This is a genomic window from Streptomyces sp. WAC05292 (assembly GCF_003949955.1).
GTDB classification, from domain to species: domain Bacteria; phylum Actinomycetota; class Actinomycetes; order Streptomycetales; family Streptomycetaceae; genus Streptomyces; species Streptomyces globosus.
In genome coordinates this window covers 1-2,763 of record NZ_RPSE01000585.1, presented here as the reverse complement: position 1 = coordinate 2,763, position 2,763 = coordinate 1, and the positions used below count along the sequence as shown (strand labels likewise).

Here is a 2,763-nt window from a genome sequence, read left to right as displayed (position 1 = left end):
GGGCCGCGCAGGCCGTGGTCGGTGGCGGGCGGGGCGTTCTCCGGGTGCGCGGTTTTCCCGGCGGACAACGGGACCTTCGCCGTCACCGTGTTCGTCCACACACAGGACCCGACCCGCTCGGCCCTGCGCGATCCGGCCGTCTTCGAGCGGGCGGCGCGCGCCTTCCCGCCGGGGGCTGCCTGGCTCGCCCTGGGCGCCGAGCCGCTGACCGGGGTTCTGGCGACGGCGAGCCTGGACAACCGGTGGAGCGCCCTCGTCGACGAGCGGGGGCCGGTGGTGCGCGGACTCGTGCCGGTCGGCGACGCCGTCACCCACACCAACCCGACGCTCGGGCAGGGCACGTCGCTCGCCCTGTGGGCCGCGCTCCGGGTGGCCCGTACGGCCGACCGGGACACCGGATCGGCGCGGTACGCGGTCGCGCACCACGCGTGGGCGGTGCGCACGCTCAAGCCGTGGTTCGACTTCCAGGTCGTCGCCGATGCGGCCGTCGGCGAGCGGTTCGCGACGCGGGGTGCCCGCACGGGCAGGACTCGGGAGGCGGCGGCGCTGTTCGACTGCGCGCTGCACGACCCCGAGGTGATGCGGGCCCGGGCCAGGGTCCGCCACCTGGCCGAGCGGCCCGAGCGGGCGTACGCGGACCCGGAGGTCCGGCAGCGGGTGGCGAGCTGGCTGGAGGCCCGGCCGGACTACGAGCCGAACGCGGCCGGCCCGGACCGGGGGGAGTGGGAGAAGCTGACCGGCGGGTGAGCGGGGCGGGACGGCGGGTGAGCCGGGCCGACCGGCGGTCGGGCGGTGCGAGCCGGCGGTCGGGCGGTGCGGGTGCTCAGGCGGCGGGACCGGTGCCGAGCACCTCGGCGAGGTCGTAGCCGACGATTTCGTCGAGCTGGGCGTAGGTACAGCTCTCGGGGGTGCGGTCGGGGCGCCAGCAGCGGAACTGCGCCGTGTGGCGGAACCGGTCGCCCTCCATGTGGTCGTACGCGACCTCGCAGACGCGCTCGGGGCGCAGCGGCACCCAGGAGAGGTCCTTCTTGCCGGTCCAGCGGCTCTGCGCGCCGGGCAGGCGGGCGCTCTCGTGCGCGGATTCCTCGGCCCAGGCGGCCCAGGGGTGCTCGGAGGCGTCCTCCATGCGCAGGGCGGCGAGTTCCTCGACGAGTTCGGCGCGGCGCTTCATGGGGAAGGCGGCGCAGACGCCGACGTGCTGGAGAATGCCGCGGTCGTCGTGGAGGCCCAGCAGCAGCGATCCGACAATCGGACCGCTCTTGTGGAAACGGAAACCGGCGACGACGACGTCGGCCGTACGCTCGTGCTTGATTTTGAACATGAGGCGCGCATCGGGCCGGTAGGGCAGGTCGAGGGGTTTCGCGACCACACCGTCGAGCCCGGCGCCCTCGAACTGCTCGAACCACTGCTGCGCGAGGGCGGGGTCGGTGGTGGCGGGTGCGAGGTGGACGGGGGGCCGCGTGGTGGAGAGGGCAGAGCACAGGGCGCTGCGGCGGTCGGTGAGCGGGGTGTCGAGGAGGGAGCGGTCGCCGAGGGCGAGCAGGTCGAAGGCGACGAAGCTGGCGGGGGTGGTCGAGGCCAGGAGGTCGACGCGGGATTTGGCGGGGTGGATCCGCTCCGTCAGCCGGTCGAAGTCCAGCCGCCCGCCGTGCACGATGACGATCTCGCCGTCGACCACGCAGCGGTCCGGCAGGTTCTCCTTCAAAGCGCTCACGAGTTCGGGGAAATACCTGGTCAGGGGCTTGCCCGTGCGGCTGCCGAGTTGGATCTCGTCGCCGTCGCGGTGGACGATGGCGCGGAAGCCGTCCCACTTCGCCTCGTACTGCATCCCGGGCGGGATCTTCGCCACCGACTTGGCGAGCATCGGCAGCACGGGCGGCATGACGGGCAGGTCCATGCCCACGATTCTGCGGCGGTATGTCGGGCTTCGCCCGGTATGCGCGTCGGGTCGGGCCCGCCTACCGTGGCGCACATGGGTGCATCCGGGAACGCGATCGAGCTGGAGGCGGGCGGCCGGAAGGTACGCCTGTCCAATCCGGACAAGGTGTACTTCCCCGAGCGGGGCCTCACCAAGCTCGACGTCGCCCGGTACTACCTGGCCGTGGGGGACGGCATCACCCGCGCCCTGCGCGACCGCCCCACCACGCTGGAGCGGTATCCCGACGGGGTGGAAGGCGAGTCGTTCTTCCAGAAGCGCGCCCCGAAAACCCTGCCCGACTGGATCCCCACCGCCCACATCGCCTTCCCCAGCGGGCGCACCGCCGACGAGATCTGCCCGACCGAGCCGGCCGCCGTACTGTGGGCGGCCAACCTCGGCTGCCTCACCTTCCACCCCTGGCCGGTGCGCCGGGAGGACACCGACCGGCCCGACGAGCTGCGCATCGACCTCGACCCCCAGCCGGGCACCGACTACGGCGACGCGGTCGTCGCCGCGCACGAGCTGCGCGACATCCTGGAGGAGCTGCGACTGCGCGGCTGGCCCAAGACCTCGGGCGGGCGCGGGCTGCACGTGTTCGTCCCGATCGAACCGCGGTGGACCTTCACCGACGTACGGCGCTGTGCGATCGCGATCGGCCGGGAACTGGAGGCCCGCATGCCGGGCCGGGTCACCACCGCCTGGTGGAAGGAGGAGCGCGGCGAGCGCATCTTCGTCGACTACAACCAGACGGCCCGCGACCGCACCATCGCCTCGGCGTACTCCGTCCGCCCCCGCCCCCACGCCCCCACCCCCTCGCGCGCCCCCCCCCCCCGCCCCCCCGCCGC

The 2,763-nt window shown here is 73.8% G+C and carries 2 protein-coding genes and 1 pseudogene; 2 read left to right on the top strand and 1 reads right to left on the bottom strand.

The genetic code is table 11. The features are described 5' to 3' along the window. A pseudogene (locus EF903_RS34515) lies at positions 1–747 on the top strand (FAD-dependent oxidoreductase); the annotation flags it as partial. Between the two features lie 76 nt (positions 748–823). Here the strand turns inward: EF903_RS34515 and EF903_RS31290 are convergent. Then, on the bottom strand, positions 824–1,897 hold the full coding sequence (locus EF903_RS31290) for an ATP-dependent DNA ligase (RefSeq protein ID WP_125548351.1): 1,074 nt from the start codon (positions 1,895–1,897) through the stop codon (positions 824–826). A gap of 75 nt (positions 1,898–1,972) precedes the next feature. Here EF903_RS31290 and ligD point away from each other — a divergent pair. Then, positions 1,973–2,763: non-homologous end-joining DNA ligase (ligD, locus tag EF903_RS31285; protein ID WP_125548349.1), on the top strand; the 791-nt coding region annotated here is incomplete at its 3' end.

Excerpts from the sequence above, each read along its gene's own strand:
- EF903_RS31290 (WP_125548351.1), bottom strand. The coding sequence starts at position 1,897 with ATGGACCTGCCCGTCATGCCGCCCGTGCTGCCGATGCTCGCCAAGTCG.